Source organism: Pseudidiomarina xizangensis (assembly GCF_052541995.1).
Genome location: NZ_JBOBQA010000001.1, coordinates 891,356 through 914,805, shown reverse-complemented (window position 1 = coordinate 914,805; position 23,450 = coordinate 891,356). Strand labels below are relative to the sequence as shown.

Here is a 23,450-nt window from a genome sequence, read left to right as displayed (position 1 = left end):
GGCAGTAATTTATTTAGTGTTGGGATAGAGTGCAGGTAAGGCGGAGCTATGCTTTGCGCCTTTAGTTTGCTGCTCGGCAGCCTTCAGAGCCCCCTGTAACGACCGCCACAGCGCTTTTCCTTCATGCCAGTTACAATCCCCGGCAGCAAAGCGACAACGCTGTAAATGCTCGAGCTGGCCGCGCAGCGGTGCATGACCAAAATAGTCGGCAACGCTGGTGAGTTGTGAACTGGCAATGCCGAGATGGTGTTTAGACCAGCGCTTAAGCAGAAGTTCTACTGCTGTCGCATCATCACGCATGCACGCGTGTTTAATGGCACGCAACTCGTGCTGGGGTGCATCATCGCCTGAAGTGGCTGTACCTGGCTGCACAGGCATTCTTTGGCGCTGCCAGAAGGCCCAAATTAATGTCATTAACCACAGCGCGGCAAACACAACGGTCAGAATTTGCCAGAACTGTAGTCGTGTAATGAATTCTGCCATTGGTGAAACTGCTTGTTCAGCAGTTTCACCCGGTATGGTATCTACGGTTGTGGCTGATTTTGTTTGGCGTTGTGCAGCAGTTGACTGAGGTAGCTCCAGCGGTGTTGTTTGACTGGTATTCGAAGCGATGATGCTAAAGCGTTGCGCGGGAGCGGTTGCGGTGTTGCGCTCACGTAACTTTGTGTTGAACCAAGTTACTGGTAACTCGGGAATTACCAGCTCGCCAGATTGATGAGGAATCACCGCCACGCGCACCGTTTGTTGCGAGACCATTTTTCCGTTGCGTTGATTGACAGCCGATTCGGGAGCTTCCGGGTAAACGCTGGCGTCCGCAATAGTCAAAGCTGAGACTAATTTATCTAACCGTGGCAGTTGGTCGGGAAGGGGACCAACTGCGGTGAGGCGATAAGTTAGATTTATCGGCTCGCCCTGGCTAAATTGCTCGGCTGAACCCGCTTCCTGATCGCCGCCTTCACTACCAACACTCACCGATAAGGTTACGATTTCTGCGGGTAACCATTCACTTTGTTCTGGCCAGTCAGCTGGAATAGGTAAAACATTTAGCGCCAAGTCTTCTGCGGCGGTGGTAATCGACTCGGTTGACGAAAACGATGGAAATAACGTGCGGTTACTATTGATGTTGATTTGCCCCTGAAAGAGCGGACCACGAATAACTTGCTCACCAGAGCGTTGCGGGATAACAACAAAATTGCGCAAAAATACCTGAAACTTTCGACCATTGATTATTTCAGTGGTTTCACTATCTCGTCCGGCTTGACGAATATCTGCTTCTTCTAGTTTTGGGGGAATAATATTGCCGCTGTGCAAATTAGCAGCGAGGTAAAGTTTAGCTGTAAGTTGAACTTGTTCCTGTACGTAAACTTGCGAGCGATTGAGTTCGACTCGCATGAAGGCTTTACGTTGATCGAGTAATTTTTCACTGTCTGCTGCTGCCAACACCGATAGCGAAATGCTGTTACTGGTGACTCCAAGCAGCTCCACCGGACCAATGGTATAGTCGCCGGCGGTTTCCGGTGCCCGAATAATGGTATTGAAAGTGGTTTGCTCTGAGGTTGCACCATTGATGATTTGCGTGCTACGACTACTTGAGCTGCCCAATACCTGAAGCTCAGCCAAGACATTTTGCGGGCGCCACTCTGAATCATTTACTAGCTTGTTTACGGTTAAAGTGAGAATAAAAGTGTCGTTTGCTGCAATAGGATTTTTGTCGACACTGATCGCCACCTCCGGAGTGGTCGCCGTTTGTGTCCAGCCAACAGGTTGCCAGGTCATTAGGACAAGCAAGAGCACAGCTGTGAGCGTTGATAAGAGATTCGGTCGATGAACTACCACTGTTTTTGAACTCCTTGCGGCGGACGTTGGTGGGTGCGACGTTTGTTCGCTTCTTCAAGCATTTTGCGTTTTAACAAATAAGCTGGGTCGTCCTCAATACGGTTCAACCATTGCTCCATTTGCTGGCGTTGTTCGTCACTTAATTGCTGCGCAGCGGCTTGCTGCTGTTGTTGCTGCTGCGTTTCACCTTCCTCTTTCTGTGCTTCTGCGCTGGCGCTATCGGGTTGTGGTTCGGATGGTGTTTGGGCGTCATTCTCGGTTTGTTGCTGTTGCTGTGAGTTTTCCGGGCTTGGTTCCGAACCTGATGATGAACTATCGTTTTGTTGTCCTTCGCCGGCTTGTTGCTGTTGTTCGGATTGTTGCTGGCCTTCACCTTCACCCTGTTGCTGTTGCTGTTGCTGTTGCTGCTGCTGTTGTTGTTCGGCGGCTTGTTGCGCGAGTTCAAGGTTGTCGCGCGCCTGGGTTAAATCAGGATCGCGTTCGAGTGCCTCGCGGTATGCATTTGCCGCCTCATCGAAGCGCTCAAGCTTCATCAAACTGTTACCTTGATTGTAGTAACCAGCAGCATTGTTAACTTGTGAAAAATCAACCAATGCTTGTTCATAATTTCCCCCTCGATAATTAGCCGTACCGCGTTGCCAGGGGTTTTCAGCAATTTCCGCCGCGCGTCGGTAGTTTTCATTGCGTAAAGCTTGGTCAGTTTGCTGATAAGGGGTTTGCCATAGTTGTTGTTGCCAGGCAAGGCCGCTGGTATTGCGATTTTCTTGCGCAACAACGGGCGCAATCATGAGCAGTTGACTGCCCCCAATCACGCTGATGAACGCTACCAAGACTACACCACGTCGAGCTAACGGCAGCAAAGCAAGCACCGCCAGGATCATTAACCATGGGCCGAGGTCGTACCAAGCATCACCTTGTTGATCGTCACGCTCTTTACCATCACGGGTCATTGGCTCCATACCACTCAAGTAGACTATGTCTTGTTGATCCTGGCGTAATTGGGCAAAACGTCCGCCACTGAGTTGTGCCAGCCGTTCAAGTCGGGCTGGCGTAAGTTTAGGTAGCACAACATCACCACCGCCGTCACGGAGCAGCTTGCCGTCTTGCAGTTGAATCGGTGCGCCTTGCTCGGTACCTACTGCAAGTACCGCAAGACGGTGCGGATGGTTACGAACAAAGGTCGTGAGCTCCTGTTGATCACGGGTATCAATGCCATCGGTAAACCAGTAGATATCGCCTTGGGTGTAACCGGCCTCACGCAGCAATCGATCTGCCAGTTGCAGGGCACTGAGGGGGTAACTACCTTGTTCTGGCATAATTTCGGGACTCAAAGCACGTATCAGGTTCCCGAGACTACTCGCGTCGGCGGTTAACGGACTTATGACAAATGCATCGCCGGCATAAGCAATGAGTCCGGTTTCGCCGTCTAACTGTTCACTCGCCAGTTGCATGGCTTTATACCGCATTTGCGTAAGCCGATCAGGGCTGACGTCCGTGGCGCGCATCGACAGTGACATATCAAGTACCAGCACTTGTCCGGCATCAAGCTGATAAACCGGCTGCGGAATTCGTTCCCAGGTCGGTCCAGAACCGGCAATAACCAATGCCGTCAACGCCATAGGCAAACTCCAACGTAGACGGTTAGGTTGTCGGTGTGCTTTTGCAGTAATTAGAAGTGCTGCCAGGTGCGGCGCGATCACGCTATGCCAACCGTTGGTTGTCTTAGCGCTGCGCCATAACAGCCAGGTAATGATAAGGACAGGTAACAGTCCGAGCAGCCACCAGGGCCGGAGAAAATGGAACTGGGCCAGTAGTTGCTCAAGTGGCATCAGATACCCTCCGTTGTTGTTGCAATAGCAACTTACTCAGGCAAAAACCAAATAGTAACAATAGTGCCAGACCTGCGGGCCAATAGAACAGTTCGGTTTGCGGGCGACGTAGCTGTTCATCACCAGCGACGGGCTCATACTGATCAAGAGTTTGATAAATAGCTTCGAGTTCTTCGGTGCTGCGGGCGCGAAAATACTGGCCGCCCGTTGCATCGGCCAGACCGCGTAACATGCCTTCGTCGAGATCACGGCTGGGGTTGACCTTACGTTGTCCAAAGAAACTGTCCACAATGACTTCTTCCGCACCAACCCCAATAGCGTAGATTTTCACCCCATAGTAGGCGGCAAGTTGCTGCGCCTGGTTCGGTGAGACATTCCCTGCAGTATTTTGCCCATCGGTTAATAGAATCAGAATTTTATTGGTTTGTTCATTGTCGCGAAAGCGCTTGACTGCAAGGGCCACAGCATCGCCAATGGCAGTTCGTTCGCCAATTAAACGCAGCTGCGCTTCATCGAGTAATTGCTCGACGCTGCGCAAGTCATAGGTGATCGGCGACTGCACATAGGCGGTGTCGGCAAACAAAATAAGGCCGAGTTTGTCGCCTTGACGCCGTACAACAAAATCACTCACCACATGTTTTACCATGTCTAAACGATTTACCTCATTGCCGTTAATTCGCATGTCAGCAATTTCCATACTGCCAGACAAATCGACGGCAAGTACCATTTCTCTGGCTTCACTTCGAATTTGTACCGGTTCGCCCAGCCATTGCGGACGGCATAGCGCAATAATCAGCAGGCTCCAGACGAGTAAGTGGAGTAACCCTTGCCAAATACGTCGCGACGACGGTTCAGGTTGGTTACTGTGCTCAGCTAATTGAGGTACGCGCAAGGTGGAAAACTGCCGCTCTTGCGGCCGACGCAGCCACCACAGAAGTGGAGCCAGTATCCACGCCACGGCAAACCATGGCCAACCAAATTCAATCATTTGACCTCCGAGGTAATGCATGGCGTAACCAAAATTTAGCGAAATCATGATAGCGCTGGCGTAGCTGTTCAGGTTCGTTGGTCGTTTGCTGGTAAGCCGCGTGTTCAACTTCGACTAAAAGGTCGACAAAGCGCGCAGCTTGCGTTGAACGCAACTGTTCGAGTAGGAAGTCGCGCCAGGCGGAGCCGGTCAGAGAGGCTACCTCTTGGTGTGGAAAGTAGCCATAACAGGCGCGTTTCAACACTAACGTTGTAGTGTTTAGTGGCAGTTGTGGATGGAGCTCAGCAACAGCTGCACGACGTACACGACGGCGTCGGTAACTGTGCACCAATAGCCATATTAGTAAACTAACACTGGTCAAAACCAATGCGGCCAACACATACCAACCCGGGGCCAAGGGCCACCAGCCCGCAGCTGGAGGTAGCAAGATATCGTGCATTTGTGCGCTGGCTGGAGTGGCATCGATCATCGCATAACCTCCGGCCATTGGGTTTCAATAGCGTCGGCGGAACTAAATTGGAAAAGTTCCAAACCAAGCTGCTGCACCTGTTGAATCAATTGTTGTTGATGTGCCATGGCATTATCGCGATAGTGGGTTCGTGTGGTGGTATCACCAGCGGCAAAATGCCAAGAACTGGAGCCGTCGGTTAAGGCAATATCCTGTTGTTCTAGCTGCGCTGGCAGACTAGCTTCAAGTGGATCCGTGCACTGAATAACTTGCAGCGAACAATGCCGTTGTAGCGACTGCAGCAGCATCGTAGTTTGCTCATTGAATTGCGAAAAATCACTAATGATGTGAATTAAGGTACCTGGTTTGGCGACTTGCTGTGCCCGACGTAACAGCAAGTCGAGTACATGGGTCGTGGTTGTTTCACCTTGTTGCCAAGCACTTAGCCCTTCGTTTTGCAGCTCGACCAAACCGTGAATAATCCGTAAGACACCTTGTTGCCGCCCTTGTGGACGAGTCTCAACATGCCGGCTTGGGTGACCAATTATGGCACCTACGCGATCACCGCGTTGCGCGGCTAACCAAGCCATTGCTGCGGCAATGTGACACGCCTGCACACTTTTTAATAGCAACTGGCTGCCTAAATGCATGCTCGTGGTTAAATCGACAACGAACATGATGGGTCGTTCGCGTTCTTCCCGAAATAGTTTGGTATGCGGTGTGCCAGTGCGAGCGGTAACGCGCCAGTCGATTGCACGCACGTCGTCGCCGGCCTGATAATGACGGACTTCATCAAATTCCATGCCACGGCCACGCGTTTTGCTTAGCAAGGCGCCGGTCTGCGCCTTTGGCGGATGTAACCGACGGTGGCGGGCAAAGGCGCCGATTTTACTGCGATAATACATTAACTCAGCAGTGCCGACGCGAATGCCGTCGCTGTGCCACTGTTGCAGCCATTCATGCACATGTGTCATAGGCTAAGGTGTCGCCACTTCTCGTAAAATAACTTGCAGTGTTTGGTCAGCAGTGATGCCATCGGCTTCGGCCTGATAACTTAGAATAATACGATGCCGCATCACTTGCGGGAAAACTGCCTGAATATCATCTGGGGTAACGAAATCGCGTCCGGCTAACCATGCTTTTGCTCGTGCGCAACGGTCTAGGGCGATGGTCGCGCGAGGGCTGGCACCGTAACTGAGCCAGCGGACGAGATCTTCACTGTAATGGGCGGGCTGACGCGATGCGATGACCAATTGAACCAAATAATTTTCCACGGTTTCGTCCATGAATATTTCCAGGACTTCTTTACGCGCATTAAAGATCTCAGTTTGGCGAAGTGGTGTTGGCATAGCTACTTCACCGTGTAATTCTTCACCACGGGTCAAACGCAAAATATCCAGTTCGGTACCCGCAGCGGGGTAATCCAAATTGAGCTGCATCAGGAAACGGTCTAATTGCGCTTCAGGGAGCGGATAAGTCCCTTCTTGCTCGAGTGGGTTTTGGGTTGCCAATACCATAAATAAGCCGGGTAGCGGATAGGTCGTTTGACCAACGGTAATTTGTCGTTCCGCCATCGCCTCTAATAGAGCTGATTGAACTTTTGCAGGGGCACGATTAATCTCATCCGCCAGAATCACATTATGAAACAACGGCCCCTGTTGAAAGACAAACTCCCCCGTCTCGGGCCGGTAGATGTCAGTTCCGGTGAGATCTGCAGGTAACAGATCTGGCGTGAACTGGATACGGTGGAAATCACCCTCAATGCCTTTTGCTAGCGCGTTCACGGCACGCGTTTTGGCAAGTCCAGGGGGACCTTCGACCAGTAAATGACCGTCAGCTAGAACCGCGATCAGCAAACTTTCGGTGAATTCTGGTTGCCCTAAAACCTGACTATCCAGGTAATTGCGCAGGCTTTGAAACTGTTCTGCAGCCATGTCGACCTCTAAAGTGGTAGCGTGTGTCTATACTCTAATATGCACTGTACCGAAAACAAGAGTTTAATTCTTGGGATGAACCCGCTAAAATTTGTAATAACTTATGAGGTCAGACCAGACTAAGTGATGACCCAATTCACTGAACAGGGGTAGTTGAACATGACGTCACGTCAGCAATTGACAACCGCAAAGGGTGACCGCATCGCAGTGGTTGCTGGATTGCGTACACCGTTTGCTAAACAGGCAAGCTATTTTCATGGTATTCCGGCACTCGATTTGGGCAAGATGGTCGTGCAGGAAATGCTGAACCGATATGGCTTGGACGGTAAAGAAGTTGAACAATTAGTTTTTGGCCAAGTAGTGCAAATGCCTTCAGCCCCAAACATTGCGCGCGAAATCGTCTTGGGAACCAGCCTACCGGTAAGTACTGATGCTTACAGTGTGTCGCGTGCCTGTGCCACGAGCTTCCAGTCTACGGTAAATATTGTTGAAGCTATGGTTGCGGGTAACATTAGTGTCGGCATCGCCGGCGGTGCCGATTCATCATCGGTGCTACCCATAGGTGTATCACGTAAGCTGGCTCACGCCCTGGTCGATTTAAATAAGGCCCGTAGTTTGGGGCAAAAATTAGCGATCTTGAAACGTTTGAGCTTTAAAGACCTAGCGCCAGTGCCGCCGGCGATTGCCGAGTACAGCACTGGCTTGACGATGGGACAAACGGCAGAGCAAATGGCGAAAAGCCATGACATCAGTCGTGCTGATCAAGATGCGCTGGCACATCGCTCTCATTCCTTGGCGCATGAGGCCTGGGAGGCGGAAAAACTTAATGATGAGGTGATGACGGCTTATGCTGAACCCTATAAAGACTTTTTGCGCCGTGACAACACCATTCGTGGCGATAGTAAATTGGACGGCTATGCCAAATTAAAGCCTGTGTTTGATCGTAAACATGGTTCAGTTACTGCCGCCAACAGCACGCCATTGACCGACGGTGCGGCTGCGGTGTTGGTAATGACTGAAAGCAAAGCTAAAGCGCTCGGTTACGATGTATTGGGTTATATCAAGAGTTACGCGTTCAGTGCTATCGGCGTAGAACAAGACATGCTGATGGGACCATCTTTTGCGACGCCCATCGCGCTTGACCGCGCAGGTATGAAATTGGCTGACTTAGATCTCATTGATATGCATGAGGCATTCGCAGCGCAGACTCTGGCTAACATAAAAATGTTTGCCAGTAAGACGTTCGCCAAAGAGCAACTAGGTCGTGACCAAGCGATCGGCGAAATCGACATGGATAAATTCAATGTACTTGGTGGCTCAATAGCTTATGGACATCCATTCGCCGCCACGGGCGCCCGTATGATCACGCAAACCTTGCGTGAACTGCAGCGTCGCGGCGGTGGAACCGCGCTAACCACGGCTTGTGCTGCTGGCGGTTTAGGTGCAGCAATGATTTTGGAGAGTAACTAATGAGTGATACGCAACGCGCATTTAACCTAGAAACCCGTGACGATGGTATCGCGGTCATTCATATTGACGTACCTGGCGAGTCAATGAACACCCTCAAAGCGAGTTTTGCCGATGAAGTAAGCGAGGTTTTGGGTAAACTCGAACAACTAAGTACCTTGAAAGGCATCGTAGTCATCAGTGACAAGCCTGGATCGTTTGTCGCCGGCGCCGACATCAGCATGATTGATAACTGTGATAATGCTGCTGACGCAGAGAGTTTAGCGCGTCAGGGCCAGGCGATGTTTGATCGTATCGAACAACTCAAGGTGCCGGTCGTGGCGGCTATCGATGGTGCCTGTTTGGGCGGTGGCCTCGAACTAGCGTTAGCCTGTCATTATCGAATCTGCACGGATGCTGATAAAACCGTTATTGGTTTACCTGAAGTGAAGCTTGGTTTGCTGCCAGGTTCTGGTGGTACGCAGCGTTTACCACGCCTGATTGGCATTCAGCAAGCGCTGCCGATGATACTGACCGGGAAAGAGTTGCGACCACAACAAGCTAGGAAAAAAGGTCTTGTGGATGAAGTTGTTCCGGCTAGTATTTTACTTGATGCTGCAGTCGAAAAAGCGTTAAACAGCAAACCTAAAGTGCAAAAAGTGAAACACAATTTGCTTAACAAAGCGTTGGAAGGTACTGGCTGGGGACGTGGAGTGATCTTTAAAAAGGCTCGCGAACAGGCACAAGGCAAAGCTAAAGGCAACTACCCGGCATTAGATAAGATTATCGACACTATCGCTTATGGTGCTGAGCACGGTTGCTCCGAAGGGTTAGCTTATGAAGCGCGGCAATTCGGTGAATTGGCGATGACGCCGGAATCAAAACAATTACGTGGTATCTTCTTCGCCACGACCGCGATGAAGAAAGAAACCGGCGCCGGTGATACCCAACCGGGTCAACTGAATCGCATAGGTGTTTTGGGTGGCGGTTTAATGGGGGGTGGAATCGCCTACGTTACAGCTATTAAAGCGGGGCTGCCGGCGCGGATTAAAGATATTGCTGAACCGGGCATTACGCACGCGCTGAAGTACAGCTATGATCTTCTCAACAAAAAAGTGAAGCGTAAGCATATCCGTCGTGCTGAGTTGGAAAAATCGATGCTACGGCTGAGTGGATCGCTCGATTACAGTGGTTTCGAACGAGTCGACCTCGTCATCGAGGCGGTATTTGAAGACCTTGAGCTTAAGCAGAAGATGGTCGCAGATATTGAATCGGTCGCGCCAGAGCACGTGATATTTGCAACCAACACCTCGAGTCTGCCGATAACGCAAATTGCTGCCAAAGCCAAACGTCCGCAAAATGTCATTGGTTTACACTACTTCTCACCGGTTGATAAAATGCCGCTGGCAGAAATCATTACCCATAAGAAAACCTCTGCGGAAACCATTGCCACCACAGTTTCATTGGCTAAGAAACAGGGTAAAACGCCAATTGTGGTTAAAGACGGCGCGGGTTTTTACGTAAACCGCATTTTGGCTCCTTACATGAACGAAGCTGCGCGTTTAGTGTTGGCTGGTGAGCCTATTGAGGGCGTCGATAAAGCACTGGTCAAGTTTGGCTTCCCGGTTGGACCGATGAAGTTAATGGACGAAGTTGGGATTGCTGTTGCCGCAAAAGTTGCGCCTATTATGGCGAATGAATTAGGTGATCGCTTCCGCGCACCGGATGCCTTTTCGAAGTTATTAGATGATGATCGTAAAGGTAAGAAAAACCAAAAAGGTTTCTACGCTTATGGTGGCAAATCATCGGGGAAAGAGGTGGATAGCAGTGTTTATGCGTTGCTTGGTATCCAACCCGACGCAAAACTTACAGCTACAGAAATGGCGCAACGGACAGTATTTTTGATGCTCAACGAAGCGGCGTATTGTTTAGCCGAAGGCATCATTCGAAGTCCACGTGACGGTGATATTGGAGCTGTTTTTGGGATTGGCTTCCCACCATTTCGCGGCGGGCCGTTTCGTTACATGGACAGTTTAGGTTGTGCCGAGGTCGTGGGTCAGTTGCGCGCCTACGCGAAGCAGCATGGCGATCGCTATGAGCCTGCCCCGTTACTAATTGAAATGGCGGACGAGGGTCGTAGGTTTTACCAGGATTAAGTTGTTGTAACCACTGCTGATGACGATAAAGTGCATCGGTAGTGGCTTCTAACTTAGGAGGTAGTTGCGTTGTGTGTGTGTCGCATAAGCGTATGATATTACCGCGGGCCCTGGTGTGGGCGGCAATAATTTATTTTTGCGACCGTGCTAGTCACTTCTAGGAAGGGTGGCTAAGGTCGTTGCTATGTGGGCGAGAAAATGCTCACGTCGTAGTGGTTGTGCAAACAAGAAGCCTTGGGCGTATTCACAATCGAGGTTAGTCAGGGTATTGGCCTGCTCGTGGTCAACCACGCCTTCAGCTACCACATCGAGTCCAAGGTTATGTGCCATCGCAACGATGGAGGCAACCATATTGCGATCTCGCTCAGCACCATTAATGTCATCGATGAAGGCTTTGTCAATTTTCAGCGTTTGAATAGGGAAGCGTTTTAGATAGGCCAACGATGAGTACCCAGTGCCGAAGTCATCAAGCGCTAAATGAATACCGCAGTTATTTAACTCTGTCATGATTTCAATGGCGTGTTCCGGATCGTCCATGACGACGCCCTCAGTAATTTCTAACTCTAAATGTTCCGGCGCTAAACCTTCTTCGTTTAAGATGCTCATAATACGTTTGGTAAGGTCAGGTTGCAGAAACTGCTTGGCGGACAGATTTACAGCTACACGCCCTTGAACCGCTCCAGCAGCTACCCATTCGCGCATATCCCGACACGTTTGTCGAAGCACACGCTCACCGACGTCAATAATAAGCCCGGTTTCTTCAGCCAGCGGAATAAATTCAGCTGGGCTGATGATGCCAGTACCCGGAATCTCGAGGCGCACCAAAGCTTCGAGTCCGACGAAGGTGTTGGTGCGTAGGGAAACTTTCGGTTGATAATGAACTTGCAAATAATTGCTGCGCAGTGCTTGGCGTAGTTGATTTTCAACCTGCAAGCGGCGCACTGCATTTTTGTTCATCGATTCATTGAAGAACTGGTAGGTGTTGCCGCCGCGATTCTTAGCATGATACATCGCTGTGTCAGCGTTCTGCAGAAGTTCCTGTGATGACTGACCATCGTTCGGATACACCACAATACCGATGGAACTACTAACCACGATATCATGGCCACTGATATGAAATGGCTCCGATAAACATTCAAGAATACGTTTTGCAGCGGTGGTGATAACGCGTACGTCAGCAGTGTCCTCGAGAATCAGATTAAATTCATCGCCTCCTAAGCGATAGAAGGTATCTTGGGGGCGTCCTACCTCGGCCACACGCTCAGCTACGTGCATAAGTAAGTGGTCGCCAATTTCGTGACCCAATGAGTCATTTATTTTTTTAAAGTCATCCAAATCAAACAATAATAGTGCATGCATGATGCGCTTACGCACCAGGTTAGAATGGCTGACTTGAAAATAGGAGCGGTTAGGCAAGCCGGTCAAGGTATCGGTGTTTGATAACCGTCGTAGTTCACGCTCCGCATTTTTACGGTCGGTGATATCGGAGAAGGTCGCAACATAGTAGGAAATTTCATTGCTATCATCGACGATGGCATCAAAGGTCAATTCCATTTGATAGACGGTGCCATCTTTTCGCAGATCCTCAATTTCGCCATGCCAGCTGCCATGCTGTTGTACCATTTGCTTAATCTGGTTCAAGTAATCGGGGCTGTAGAGGCTCAACTGCAAGGTATGGCCGAGCATATCGTCACGGCGATAACCGGTAATTTTGCTGAATGATTGGTTGGTTTCAACAACCTGAAACTTATGGTCGTAAATACAAACACCATCAGAGATATTGGTGATTGACGCGGCCAGCATCTTCAACCGTTCTTCAGCAGTCACCAGCGGGGTAATATCTTTAAGCGTTCCGGTCATGCGCGCCGGTTGCTGCTGGTCATCGTAGGTGACGATCTTGCCGCGATCGAGAACCCATATCCAGCCTTTATCCGTAGCAATTCGATAGGTTTGCTCGTAATGACTAGTGCGACCATCGAGGTAATCGCGCAAGGCGCGTTGAACTTTACGAAGATCCGATTCATGGATGTTCGAGGAAGTTTCATCGATACCGTCGCGGATACCATCTTGCGGAAAACTCTTTAGATTGCGCCAGGTATTGTGTCGGTGTAATTCATTGCGACTAATGTGCCAATCCCATAATTGGTCACCACTGCCCCATAAACTCAGCTTTAAACGTTCTTCGCTGTCGCGTAATAAGTGTATGGCTTGCCGGCGAGCCCCAAGGATGGTGCCGAAGGCGAGCAGTAAGCCAAGTAACAACGCCACGTAGATAGCTATTGCCCATGGTGACAACCATACAGGTGCTGCGACTCTAACATTGAGTTGTCGTTCACCAAGCCAAGTTTCGCTATTAGGCGAAGCCTGTACCTTAAATGTATAGTGGCCAAAGTCAATATTGGTATAGGTTGCCCGACGATAGTCAGCGTCGGTATAGATCCACTCTTTGTCGAAACCCTCAAGTTTATAACGGTAGTAGAGTTTTTGTGCAGCCGGCGCATAGGGCGCACCAAACTCGATGGTTAAGGGTTGGTCGAGGGGGGGTAAATACAGGTTTTCAGCACTATAAAGTTGCGCGAGGTTACGCGCATCAAGCTCATTAGCGTTAATTGGCTTATTCGCGACACGCAGTGTGATCAACTCTACGCGCCAATCATCCGCGTTTGATTGCGCGGCTGCCGGAGCGATTAATGACCAGGCCAAGAGCCCAGTCAACCACCACCTTCTCACCTGTGTATTGAAGCGCACGTGTCATCCTGTTGTTAGGCTGTGTTCTGGCACAACTCTTATTTTTGTTATATAAGCTTCAAATTAAACAATTTAACGTCTGCTGTCAAAGCTCTTTAGGAGTAGCTTGAATAAAGCCATGGTTCTCAGTTGCAAGCAATTGTTGCCGTATTTTTTCAATAAAAAACGAAGTTGTATGCCTTTCAAGCAGTTCCGCGATCTCGTCGAGGCGATTAAAGTTGACGTGGTACTGCGAAACGCAGGTCCATAGTCGTTGGCTTCTTAGGCGCAAATTGGTGTCGGGCTCACGTAATTTGAGAATTAAAAATTTGCGAATATTATCGAGATCATTGGTGCCTAAATACTCGAGTTGTTCGGTAAAATCTTCAATAAAAGTACTTATCCGTTCCCTTAGTGTTGCTGCAGGGTACCGGCTGCTTTGTACATAAAGCAAAAGATGAGGGTGTTGTTCGATGGGCATATAGGTGCTGCCGACGACATAACCTAACTGTTGGTGTGTGCGCAATTCATTGAAAAAATGCGGCTGGATAAACTGACTGAGCAAGAGTAAGGTCGCCTGTTCGGTGATATCCATCGACTGACCTTGAATAACTAACAATGCCGCGTGGTCACTGTGGCGGGTTTGCAGCTGTCCCCGTTCTTGAAGTTTGCCAGACTGTTTTAGGTCGGCAACTGAATACGTTGGCGGTACTTGCGCCTGCAAATTTTCGCGCAGCGCAAAATGTTGTGGAATCCCTCGCAATAAAGGGTCCAAGCGTGCAAGGTCAAGATCACCATGAGCAAAAACTTTAACCTCAGCGGGACTGAATAGCGTAGCTTGCCACTGCTTGAAGTCAGGTAGGCTGACTTCAGCGAGTGCTGCTGCAAGATCGCTAAGTGCATACATATGCGGTTGCAAGAGCACATTGAGTCGCGCAAACAGCAAGCTCAGTGGCTTATTAGCTAATGCGGACTGCCAATTATCCTGAAGTTTTTGATGAATGTCATGCCAGCGTGCATCTGCGAAGCGTGATTGTTGAAACTGACTCAACAAGTGCGTTGTAAGCTCAGCTATGCCAACGGAGTAACCGCTTACGTGCAGCGTGATGCCGTAGTGTTGGGGATAAATATTAAAGTGCAATCCGGCGATTTCTGCGTCGTAACAAGCTTCATTCAGCAGATCAATCATTAGCTCACTCCAAAGTCTCGCACAGGCGTAGTGCCGGGCTGAACGAGTAGCTTCAGGCAAAATGAACTGACAATAAATATGAGCTTTCGGTGCCCGGAAATCAGGATCCTGTAAATGCCATAACGTCAGGCCATCCACCGGGCAATGACATCGAGGTGTCGAACAACTAGGTTCTGCTAACGGCAGTGGGGCTTGCAGCTCATGTAAATAGGGGTTTGGGGGCGGTAATGTCGCCCACGTGCGGGTTGGTGTCGACCATCGGGCAATTTGTTCCGTAGTGAGATGGCTTAGCTGATAATCGGTACCATAAATCGGTTCATGCTGATTCACCTCAACCTGTTTGTGAATAAGCGTTAAACGCATATTTTGCGGTGTCATTGCAGCCAATAATTGCTTAGTTTTCTGACGATTTAAACCAGCCATTCGATAATCGCCAAAAATCAGATCTTGATGACTGTAATGGTGCATATTGATCGCAAGCTGCGCTGCGAGATCTGATGTGCGTGCGGGCTCTTGAAAACGAAATGCATTGGCAATCGCAGTCTGCCGTTCAACATAACGCCATTGTTGCAGCCCTTCGCGCTCTATTAACCGAATTGTGGCAAAGATTTGCTCAATGATTGTATCTGTTGAGGCGAGGCCTTCATCGGTGAGCTGCATATTGATATTAAAATCTTTGAAGTTGCTGCCACTGATTCCGCCGCCGGCAGACAAACTATTGATCAAGTTGCGATGGTGAAGTTCAGCAAACAAGCTTCCGGGACCTTCGTAGCCTAATAAGTGCGCAATAAAGCTGGTAGATTTATGGGCATAATCGTCATCAATGCCTGGCAAGGCGAAGGCAAGAATTAGACGTCTGGCATCTTTAATCGGGCGCACATTCAACTGTATCCCCAACTGATCAGGTAAATACAGCGGTGCGGTTTCCGCCTGAACGGCAGGTCCATCGCCCTGTATATGACTAAAGTAACCCGCCGCCATAGTCTCCAGTTGGTCGAGCGATTGTGGTCCGGCAAGCACCAAGGTCATGCGGTTGGCACGGTACCATTTGGAAAAAAAGTCTTGCACTTCTGTTTGTAATATCTCGGTGTCACCATCGTCGGTTAGTGTGCTGAGATTACCAACGGAAAATTTATGAAAGGGGTGAGCCGGATTAGCCGTTGCTTTATGCACTTGATAAAGTCTGCGCAATTCATCTTTTGTCTTGAGCTGGAACTCCGACTCAATCGACTGTACTTCTTTGGATATCCAGTCGGCATTAAAGGTAGGTTGATAGAAAAAACGGGAGAACCGATCAAGTGCGGATTCAAATGCCGTGCTGTCACAATTAAAATAGTAACTGCTGTACTCAGTGCCGGTCCAGGCATTGTGATGACCACCGTGCTGATGAATAAAGTCTTGGTAGTCGGTCGCCTTTGGATAGCCTGCTGTGCCAAGAAAAAGCATATGCTCGAGGAAGTGAGCAAGGCCCTGAGTTTGCAGTGGATCATGAAAATGACCAGCCGCAACAGCTAAAGCGGCGGTACTTTGTTGTGCTTTGGAGTCGTGAACGAGAGCGCAGCGCAAGCCATTAGCTAACTTGACCATCGCGTAGTTACGATGGTCAGTGGGGCTTTGAATAATATCCGTAAAACGGTCGAGGCGGTTGCTCGGCTTCATACACTCCCCGGAATTTTTCTCTGGTTGCGGAGGTGCGCTGGCAACTGCCTACTTATTGATCCAGCGGCGTGTCAAAATTCTCTGGACGATCGAAATCACCTTCATAGGTCGCAAGTTTGTCGTCGTCAAAGGTCAGTGTGACGCTACGTCGATAATCGTCACCGGTACCGGATTCCATATTGAAAACATAGTACCAAGTGTCATTAGCAAACACGTTTTCTGCGACAGGAACACCAAGTACGTAGGCGACTTGTTCTTTGTTCATGCCAACGCGCAACTGGTTGACGTCGCGTTGCTCAAGATAGTTTCCTTGCGGTACATCGATTCGATACACCAGTTTCTCAAATACGGAGCAACCACTTAATGCGATCACCATGCCGATTAGCATTAGTTTTTTCATAAAATATGTTTTACTTCTTTGTTTGAGGAGCTCATTAATACGAATGATAAACAAAGCTATCGTGAATAACTAGCCTTGCGCACAAGATTGACCTTAATCTTAAGGGAATGTTCCCAAAATAGTTAAGATGCTGTCGCAAGTAACTCAGCGGCATTTGCTTTGGTTGTTGCGGTAATGGTATCGCCACCGAGCAAACGTGCGAGCTCTATCACGCGATGATCGTGATCGAGCGCGACCATCGTTGTTTCTGTGCTTTCACCGTCAGTGACTTTGTCCACGCGTAGTTGTTGGTGAGCAAGAGCTGCGACTTGGGGTAGGTGAGTAACACAAATGACCTGATTGTTCTTGCCCAGTTGCCGCAATAACTTTCCGACGGTGGCAGCGGTAGCGCCACTAACACCAACATCCACTTCATCGAACATAAGTGTAGGAGTCGTTAACTGTGCCGCAGTGATAACCTGAATAGCGAGACTTATGCGAGACAGCTCACCGCCTGAAGCAACTTTAGCAAGCGGCTGTAAAGGTTGACCTGGGTTTGTCGTGACTTGAAAAACCACCGCGTCGGTTCCCATGCGGGTAGCAGGTGCTTGCGCCTGATGATCAACAGAGATAACGAATCGACCATGAGGCATATTCAGAGCACGCATGGATGCCGAGATTTGCTCGCTGAGCTCCTGCGCGGCGCGTTGCCGCTGTTTTGAGAGCTTAGCTGCAACTTCACGATACTCTTGTGCCGCCGCCTGAACCTGTTCATCGGAACTAGCGAGTTCAGCTTCCGCGGCTTCTAGTTCCGCCAATTCTTGGCTCAACTGTTGATGTAGTGCAGGTAACTGTTGTGGGTCGAGTTGATGCTTACGCGCTAACTGCACAGCTTGGGTTACCCGACGCTCAGTCTGGTTGAGAAGATGATCATCGATCTCAACGTTGTCGCTATAAAGACGTAATTCGCGCGCGGCTTCTTCTATTTGTACACTCGCATCACTCAATAGCTTCACCGCGGGTTGAAGTTGCGCATCAATGCTGAGTTGTTCTTCCAAACGGGTCAACGCCGCTTGCACTAAGCTGTAGGCGTTATTGTGCTCACCTTCATACAGGGCGTTCAGAGCAAATTGGCTATCTTCTTGTAGTGCAGAACTGTTACTTAAGCGTTTATGTTGCTGTTCTAACTCTAAATATTCCCCTTCACGCAAGGCAAACTGATCGAGTTCTTCAACTTGATAGCGAACCAACTGAGCACGAGACTGGCGTTCTTCTTGTTGCTGCAAAGCTTGCTTTTGTTGTTTACGAAGTTGATACCAATGTTGATAGGCGATCGCTACCTCTTTTAACACATCCGAATGGCGTGCGTAAGCATCGAGAATATCGAGCTGGTGCTCAGGTTTACTCAAAAGTTGATGTTCATGCTGACCGTGAATATTAACCAGCAGTGGGGCCAGCTGTTTCAGCTGAGCAACATTGACCGGATAGCCGTTGATCCAAGCCTTTGAGCGACCTTCACGGTTGATAAGGCGGCGTAGCACACAGTGATCAGGTTCTTCATCATCACGCAATTCGTTGTCGGCCAACCATAATTCTGCTGGTGACTTTGCCAGCAAATGGAAGCTTGCGATGACTTCGGCCTTCTCTGCGTCAGCGCGAATGGAGTCGGTTTCGGCTCGGTCACCCAGGCAGAGTCCAAGGGCATCTAAGGCAATGGATTTACCTGCGCCTGTTTCACCGGTGATTGCAGTCATGCCGGCTTGAAAATCGACGGTTAATTGACGAACCACGGCGAAGTTGCGGACTTGAAGATGCATCAACATGAGGAACCTCTCTTATGTGGCAACATGCACCACGGGTGGCATGATGCGACAACGTATGAAACTTAACCACTGTGTTTACATACAGTAGTTATACAGTAATCATACAGTAATGCAAGGCGGATTTTAAAAGAGTCGACTACCCCAGCCCAGCTTATTCCTTAACACTCTGAAATAGCTGTGATCTTTAGGGTGAATCAGCCGCAATGTATGCGGATATTTATGGATCAGAACCTCATCTTTAGGGAGTACATCCATACGACGGTGCCCGTCGCAGCTAATCTGCAATGGGCCATTATCGGGAGCCGGGCGCAGATGTAACGTGCAATTTGCATCGACCACAATAGGCCGGCTGCTCAGGGTATGCGGAAACATGGGAACTAACGAGATAGCATTCAGGTTAGGCATCATGATAGGTCCACCGCCAGATAATGAATAAGCGGTAGAACCTGTTGGCGTACTGACAATTAAGCCGTCTGACCGTTGGCTATAGACAAAGTCGTGATCGACGTAAACCTCAAACTCAATCATGTGCGCGACTTTATCGGAATGCAGCACGACCTCGTTGATGGCGCGGCCCACGTCGCGACGTTGACCGTCGCGGATGACTTCAGCCTGCAACAGGAAACGTTGTTCTGACAGGTAGTCACCCTCTAGTACGGCAAGCAATTGTTCGACTACATGGTCAGGATCAAGATCGGTGAGAAACCCGAGATTGCCACGATTAACACCAATTACTGCGATATCGTTTTCACAGAGCACCCGCGCAGCGCCTAGCATGTTGCCATCACCGCCAACAACTACAGCTAAATCGGCTGCTTGCCCAAGATCGTCGAGGCTAAACGTAGGACTATCGCTATTGATTAGCTGTTTGGCAGTACGTTCCTCAATAATGACATGGACTCCTGCGGCTTTGAGTTCCCGTTCTAAGGTCATTAAGGTGGTTCGTGTTGCCTCATGGTTCACTTTGCCTAATAACGCCAGGCGCTGGAACGCCCGTTGAGTCGTCGCTGTCATTAAAGTTTCCCCAATTTTATGCGGGTGAGCCTTGAATCGAAAAAAGTGTGCCCCCATAACTGTGCACAAGCTTAGTTATATCACATTGGAAGAGTAACGAAACATGACAAAACACGATTCTGCGAAGGAAAATCAGCAAACAGAAGTTGACTACGATAACGAACAGACGATCGACGATGGCATGGACGACACTAACGAAGAGCATGCCAACCAGGCTGCGCCCGACGCTCAGCAAGAGCAGAGCAACGAGGGTGATGCAGTGAATGAGAAAATCGCCGAGCTCGAATTGGCGCTCGCGCAAACCGAACAACGCGTTGAAGAGTCAAACGACCGCGCAGTTCGTGCTGTTGCTGAAATGGAAAACGTGCGCCGCCGAGCATCAATGGACGTTGAAAAAGCACACAAGTTTGCGCTAGAAAAGTTTGCCAACGAGCTGCTCACCACTGTTGATAATTTAGAGCGTGCGTTAGCCATTGCGGCTGAAGAAGAAACCATCAACGCTAACTTCCTGGAAGGTATCGAGCTTACCCATAAAAGCTTGCTCAGCACGTTACAAAAATTTGGTGTTGAAGCAGTGGGTGAGGAGGGCGAAACCTTTAATCCAGACTTACATCAGGCAATGTCGATGCAAGCCGCCGAAGATAAAGAAAACAACACGATTTTAGCGGTAATGCAGAAGGGGTACACCTTGAGTGGCCGCTTGTTGCGTCCAGCTATGGTTATGGTGGTAAAAAACTAGCAGAACTTTGGAGTGGAAGGCATTGAAAACCAATCAATGCCCCCCATATCAGGAATAACGAATTAGTTTTGAATGTTGGAGTTGGAGATAAACATGGGCAAAATTATTGGAATAGATTTAGGTACCACAAACTCGTGCGTAGCTGTTTTAGACGGCGACAAGCCACGCGTAATTGAAAACGCAGAGGGCGATCGCACCACACCATCGGTCGTAGCGTTCACTGACGACGGCGAAACTTTGGTTGGACAACCAGCGAAACGCCAGGCGGTAACGAATCCGAATAAAACCTTGTTCGCGATTAAGCGCTTGATTGGTCGTCGTTTTAAAGACGAAGAAGTGCAACGTGATATCGGCATTATGCCGTATAAAATCATTGAAGCTGAAAACGGTGACGCTTGGGTCGAAATTAACGACGACAAAAAAGCACCACCGCAGATCTCTGCAGAAATTCTGAAGAAAATGAAGAAAACTGCAGAGGATTTTCTCGGTGAGAAAGTCACGGAAGCGGTGATCACCGTGCCTGCGTACTTTAATGATGCTCAGCGTCAAGCGACGAAAGATGCTGGCCGTATTGCCGGTCTTGAAGTCAAGCGTATTATCAATGAGCCAACAGCTGCGGCTTTGGCCTATGGCCTTGATAAGAAAAAAGGCGATAACACCATTGCCGTTTATGACTTAGGTGGTGGTACGTTCGACATCTCAATTATCGAAATTGATGAAGTTGAAGGCGAGCACACCTTCGAAGTACTGGCGACTAATGGTAATACCCACCTCGGTGGTGAAGACTTTGATAACCGTTTGATTAACTACTTGGTCGAGCAGTTCAAGAAAGATCAAGGTATTGATTTGCGCAAAGATCCGCTCGCGATGCAACGTCTGAAAGAAGCTGCTGAGAAAGCCAAGATCGAATTATCATCTGCGCAGCAGACCGAAGTAAACCTGCCGTATATTACTGCAGATAATACTGGTCCTAAGCACTTGGCGATTAAAGTAACCCGTGCGAAGTTGGAATCCTTGGTTGAAGACCTGATCACCAAATCGCTAGAGCCAGTTAAACAAGCTCTTGCTGATGCTGATCTCTCGGTAAGCGATATCCAGGACATTATCGTAGTTGGTGGTCAAACCCGCATGCCGAAAGTATTGCAGGCAGTCACGGACTTCTTCGGTAAAGAACCACGCCGTGATGTCAACCCTGATGAAGCTGTCGCCGTTGGTGCAGCAGTTCAAGCAGGCGTCTTGCAAGGTGATGTGAAAGATGTACTTCTACTCGACGTTACACCGCTGTCATTGGGTATCGAAACCATGGGCGGGGTAATGACCAAACTGATTGAGAAGAACACCACGATTCCGACCAAACAGTCGCAAACGTTCTCGACAGCTGATGATAATCAGTCGGCGGTAACCGTGCATGTACTGCAGGGTGAACGTAAACGCGGTGCTGACAACAAATCACTAGGCCAATTTAATCTAGAGGGTATTCGTTCAGCGCCACGTGGCGTACCGCAAATTGAAGTCACATTTGACCTCGATGCCGATGGTATTCTGCATGTGTCGGCGAAAGACAAAGACACTGGTAAAGAGCAGAAGATCACCATTAAAGCGTCATCTGGCCTAACTGATGATGATGTCGAGAAAATGGTTCGCGATGCTGAAGCGCATGCTGAAGATGACCGTAAGTTCGAAGAAATGGTGCAAGTACGCAACCAAGCGGATGCACTGGTTCACGCGACACGGAAGCAACTTGAGGAAGTCGGTGAAGGCTTAGATAGCGCTGAAAAAGAGAAAATAGAAGCTGCTATCGGCGAACTTGAAGCTGCTGTGAAGAGCAACGAGAAAGAACAGATCGAAGCTAAACAGCAAGCGCTAATTGAAGCGTCTAGCAAATTGATGGAAGCAGCGCAGCAACAAGCTCAGCAACAACAAGATGCTGATGCCGATGCTGGTGGCGAACAAGCGAAGCAAGACGATGACGTCGTGGATGCTGAGTTTGAAGAAGTCAAAGACGACGAGAAGAAATAATCATACGCCCACCGGGTGTCTGTGATAACAACGCACGGGGGTTGCCAGCAGGTGGCCTCCGTGTGTTTGTTTCAGGACGTAGCTAAATAGGAAAGTGGAAGACGCAATATTATGGCGAAACCAGATTTGTATGAAGTGCTGGACGTAAGCAGAGATGCTAGCGAACGCGACATCAAGAAAGCCTACAAACGCATGGCAATGAAATATCACCCAGATCGCACCAAGGGTGACAAAGACCTCGAGCTGAAATTTAAAGAGGTCAAAACTGCCTATGAAGTGCTTTCTGATCCGCAAAAACGCGCAGCCTATGACCAATATGGTCATGCCGCATTTGAGCAAGGCCAGGGAGGCTTTGGCGGTGGTGGTGCCGGGGGAGCGGATTTTGCCGATATTTTTGGTGACGTGTTCGGTGATATCTTTGGTGGCGGTGGTCGGCGTGGCCGGGCGCAGGCGGCACGTGGCGCTGATTTACGCTACAACCTCGAGTTGTCTCTAGAAGAAGCAGTGCGTGGTAAAGAAGTCGATCTGAAGATTCCTAAATTAACGGAATGTGAAGACTGTGATGGCTCCGGAGCCCACAAAGGTTCAAGCGCAGAAACTTGCTCGCACTGTCATGGTAGTGGTCAGATACAGATGCGCCAAGGCTTCTTTGCTGTGCAACAGCCCTGTCCCCATTGTCGTGGCCGCGGTAAAGTGATTAAAGACCCATGCCGTACTTGTCATGGTGAAGGTCGCGTCGAGCGCACCAAAACTTTGAATGTGAAGATCCCAGCAGGCGTTGATACTGGTGACCGGATTCGGCTTAACGGCGAAGGTGAGGCCGGCGAAATGGGCGCACCTGCCGGCGACTTATACGTTCAGGTGCACGTTCGTGAACATCCGATCTTCAAGCGAGATGGCAATAATCTGTATTGTGAAGTACCTTTAAGTTTCACCCATTCTGCATTGGGTGGTGAAATTCAGGTGCCAACGCTGGAAGGTAAAGTGAATCTTAAAATTCCAGCCGAGACCCAAACCGGCAAGCTTTTCCGCTTACGTGGTAAAGGTGTACGTTCAGTGCGTACCGGTGCGGTGGGAGATCTGATTTGTAAGGTTGTTATTGAAACACCAGTAAACTTGTCGGATGAGCAGCGTGATTTGTTGCGTGAGCTCGATGAGTCGATGGGCAGTGGTGATGAAGCAGCACGCTATCGGCCGAAAGAAAAAGGCTTTTTTGATGGTGTGAAACGTTTCTTTGACGATCTCCGCGGATAAGCGTTTTAAC

16 protein-coding genes are annotated in these 23,450 nt (G+C 49.4%); 5 read left to right on the top strand and 11 right to left on the bottom strand.

Annotated elements, in window-relative coordinates; genetic code table 11:
• Positions 1-9: 9 nt before the first annotated feature.
• The 6 genes from ACQ5ES_RS04445 to ACQ5ES_RS04420 are packed head-to-tail and all read right to left on the bottom strand — an operon-like array spanning position 10 to position 7,035.
• A complete protein-coding gene (locus ACQ5ES_RS04445; protein ID WP_445014741.1) occupies positions 10-1,776 on the bottom strand; it encodes a BatD family protein in 1,767 nt (588 codons plus the stop codon).
• 53 nt (positions 1,777-1,829) lie between these two features.
• Entirely contained in the window at positions 1,830-3,665 is a 1,836-nt protein-coding gene (locus tag ACQ5ES_RS04440) for a VWA domain-containing protein (protein WP_445014740.1), read from the bottom strand.
• Positions 3,655-4,653, bottom strand: coding sequence for a vWA domain-containing protein (locus ACQ5ES_RS04435; RefSeq protein ID WP_445014739.1), 999 nt, complete (start codon positions 4,651-4,653; stop codon positions 3,655-3,657). The genes ACQ5ES_RS04440 and ACQ5ES_RS04435 overlap by 11 nt, the downstream gene beginning before the upstream one ends.
• A complete protein-coding gene (locus ACQ5ES_RS04430) occupies positions 4,646-5,122 on the bottom strand; it encodes a DUF4381 domain-containing protein (RefSeq protein WP_445014738.1) in 477 nt (158 codons plus the stop codon). Before ACQ5ES_RS04430 ends, ACQ5ES_RS04435 begins: the two co-directional genes overlap by 8 nt.
• On the bottom strand, positions 5,119-6,075 hold the full coding sequence (locus ACQ5ES_RS04425; protein ID WP_445014737.1) for a DUF58 domain-containing protein: 957 nt from the start codon (positions 6,073-6,075) through the stop codon (positions 5,119-5,121). Before ACQ5ES_RS04425 ends, ACQ5ES_RS04430 begins: the two co-directional genes overlap by 4 nt.
• Positions 6,076-6,078: 3 nt before the next feature.
• Complete coding sequence (locus ACQ5ES_RS04420; protein WP_445014736.1) at positions 6,079-7,035, bottom strand: AAA family ATPase; 957 nt, start codon at positions 7,033-7,035, stop codon at positions 6,079-6,081.
• Positions 7,036-7,194: 159 nt separating this feature from the next.
• On the opposite strand from ACQ5ES_RS04420, the gene fadI reads away from it, so the two are divergent.
• Both fadI and fadJ read left to right on the top strand, forming a co-directional pair.
• Positions 7,195-8,505, top strand: a complete 1,311-nt coding sequence (fadI, locus tag ACQ5ES_RS04415; RefSeq protein ID WP_445014735.1) for an acetyl-CoA C-acyltransferase FadI — start codon at positions 7,195-7,197, stop codon at positions 8,503-8,505.
• The gene (fadJ, locus tag ACQ5ES_RS04410) at positions 8,505-10,637 is read left to right on the top strand and encodes a fatty acid oxidation complex subunit alpha FadJ (protein WP_445014734.1); all 2,133 of its coding nucleotides are present in this window, start codon (positions 8,505-8,507) and stop codon (positions 10,635-10,637) included. The genes fadI and fadJ overlap by 1 nt, the downstream gene beginning before the upstream one ends.
• A gap of 147 nt (positions 10,638-10,784) precedes the next feature.
• Here fadJ and ACQ5ES_RS04405 read toward each other — a convergent pair whose 3' ends face one another.
• The 5 genes from ACQ5ES_RS04405 to nadK form a co-directional block, all read right to left on the bottom strand.
• Positions 10,785-13,385, bottom strand: coding sequence for an EAL domain-containing protein (locus ACQ5ES_RS04405; RefSeq protein WP_445014733.1), 2,601 nt, complete (start codon positions 13,383-13,385; stop codon positions 10,785-10,787).
• Between the two features lie 85 nt (positions 13,386-13,470).
• Entirely contained in the window at positions 13,471-16,212 is a 2,742-nt protein-coding gene (locus ACQ5ES_RS04400; protein ID WP_445014732.1) for an insulinase family protein, read from the bottom strand.
• A gap of 52 nt (positions 16,213-16,264) precedes the next feature.
• A complete protein-coding gene (gene bamE / locus ACQ5ES_RS04395) occupies positions 16,265-16,612 on the bottom strand; it encodes an outer membrane protein assembly factor BamE (protein WP_445014731.1) in 348 nt (115 codons plus the stop codon).
• A 122-nt stretch (positions 16,613-16,734) separates the two neighbouring features.
• Entirely contained in the window at positions 16,735-18,414 is a 1,680-nt protein-coding gene (gene recN, locus ACQ5ES_RS04390; protein ID WP_445014730.1) for a DNA repair protein RecN, read from the bottom strand.
• 123 nt (positions 18,415-18,537) lie between these two features.
• Complete coding sequence (gene nadK / locus ACQ5ES_RS04385) at positions 18,538-19,428, bottom strand: NAD(+) kinase (protein WP_445014729.1); 891 nt, start codon at positions 19,426-19,428, stop codon at positions 18,538-18,540.
• A gap of 103 nt (positions 19,429-19,531) precedes the next feature.
• Between nadK and grpE the strand changes: the two genes are divergently transcribed.
• From grpE to dnaJ, 3 genes are all read left to right on the top strand, one after another.
• Positions 19,532-20,167 carry a nucleotide exchange factor GrpE gene (gene grpE, locus ACQ5ES_RS04380; RefSeq protein WP_445014728.1) on the top strand — a complete coding sequence of 212 codons (636 nt, stop codon included), beginning with the start codon at positions 19,532-19,534 and terminating at the stop codon, positions 20,165-20,167.
• 93 nt (positions 20,168-20,260) lie between these two features.
• The gene (dnaK, locus tag ACQ5ES_RS04375) at positions 20,261-22,186 is read left to right on the top strand and encodes a molecular chaperone DnaK (RefSeq protein WP_445014727.1); all 1,926 of its coding nucleotides are present in this window, start codon (positions 20,261-20,263) and stop codon (positions 22,184-22,186) included.
• A gap of 111 nt (positions 22,187-22,297) precedes the next feature.
• On the top strand, positions 22,298-23,440 hold the full coding sequence (dnaJ, locus tag ACQ5ES_RS04370) for a molecular chaperone DnaJ (RefSeq protein ID WP_445014726.1): 1,143 nt from the start codon (positions 22,298-22,300) through the stop codon (positions 23,438-23,440).
• Positions 23,441-23,450 lie beyond the last annotated feature (10 nt).

Coding starts and splice junctions, on each gene's coding strand:
- ACQ5ES_RS04445 (WP_445014741.1), bottom strand. CDS start 1,776: ATGACCTGGCAACCTGTTGGCTGGACACAAACGGCGACCACTCCGGAG.
- ACQ5ES_RS04440 (WP_445014740.1), bottom strand. CDS start 3,665: ATGCCACTTGAGCAACTACTGGCCCAGTTCCATTTTCTCCGGCCCTGG.
- ACQ5ES_RS04435 (WP_445014739.1), bottom strand. CDS start 4,653: ATGATTGAATTTGGTTGGCCATGGTTTGCCGTGGCGTGGATACTGGCT.
- ACQ5ES_RS04430 (WP_445014738.1), bottom strand. CDS start 5,122: ATGATCGATGCCACTCCAGCCAGCGCACAAATGCACGATATCTTGCTA.
- ACQ5ES_RS04425 (WP_445014737.1), bottom strand. CDS start 6,075: ATGACACATGTGCATGAATGGCTGCAACAGTGGCACAGCGACGGCATT.
- ACQ5ES_RS04420 (WP_445014736.1), bottom strand. CDS start 7,035: ATGGCTGCAGAACAGTTTCAAAGCCTGCGCAATTACCTGGATAGTCAG.
- fadI (WP_445014735.1), top strand. CDS start 7,195: ATGACGTCACGTCAGCAATTGACAACCGCAAAGGGTGACCGCATCGCA.
- fadJ (WP_445014734.1), top strand. CDS start 8,505: ATGAGTGATACGCAACGCGCATTTAACCTAGAAACCCGTGACGATGGT.
- ACQ5ES_RS04400 (WP_445014732.1), bottom strand. CDS start 16,212: ATGAAGCCGAGCAACCGCCTCGACCGTTTTACGGATATTATTCAAAGC.
- bamE (WP_445014731.1), bottom strand. CDS start 16,612: ATGAAAAAACTAATGCTAATCGGCATGGTGATCGCATTAAGTGGTTGC.
- recN (WP_445014730.1), bottom strand. CDS start 18,414: ATGTTGATGCATCTTCAAGTCCGCAACTTCGCCGTGGTTCGTCAATTA.
- nadK (WP_445014729.1), bottom strand. CDS start 19,428: ATGACAGCGACGACTCAACGGGCGTTCCAGCGCCTGGCGTTATTAGGC.
- grpE (WP_445014728.1), top strand. CDS start 19,532: ATGACAAAACACGATTCTGCGAAGGAAAATCAGCAAACAGAAGTTGAC.
- dnaK (WP_445014727.1), top strand. CDS start 20,261: ATGGGCAAAATTATTGGAATAGATTTAGGTACCACAAACTCGTGCGTA.
- dnaJ (WP_445014726.1), top strand. CDS start 22,298: ATGGCGAAACCAGATTTGTATGAAGTGCTGGACGTAAGCAGAGATGCT.